Annotated in this window: 1 pseudogene; it reads left to right on the top strand. The window is 33.5% G+C overall.

Annotated features, from left to right (window positions below):
* Positions 1-124: 124 nt before the first annotated feature.
* Positions 125-235: pseudogene (locus tag GBN19_RS16385) on the top strand (IS5/IS1182 family transposase); the annotation flags it as partial.
* Positions 236-254: the final 19 nt, after the last annotated feature.

Consider the following 254-nt stretch of genomic DNA (forward strand, 5'->3'; position numbering starts at 1 on the left):
TTGCGCGTAAGTATTTGAAGGAGATGGTCATTTATCCTTGTATTATGGCAGATTTAGCCTATAAAGGATTTCATCAGATTAAGAGTAAGTTACTCATTCCAATCAAGAAACCTAAGAATTTGTCATTCTTAAACATTTTCGGATATTAACAGAACGCTATAGAAATAGACGGAAACGCTTTGGTCTAAGAATGAATTTAATTGCTGGAATGGTGAATTGGATGCTCTTAAATTAACTTTCGCAAGAGGTCTATT

Source organism: Acinetobacter brisouii (assembly GCF_008993995.1).
In the GTDB taxonomy this organism is placed as follows: domain Bacteria; phylum Pseudomonadota; class Gammaproteobacteria; order Pseudomonadales; family Moraxellaceae; genus Acinetobacter; species Acinetobacter brisouii_A.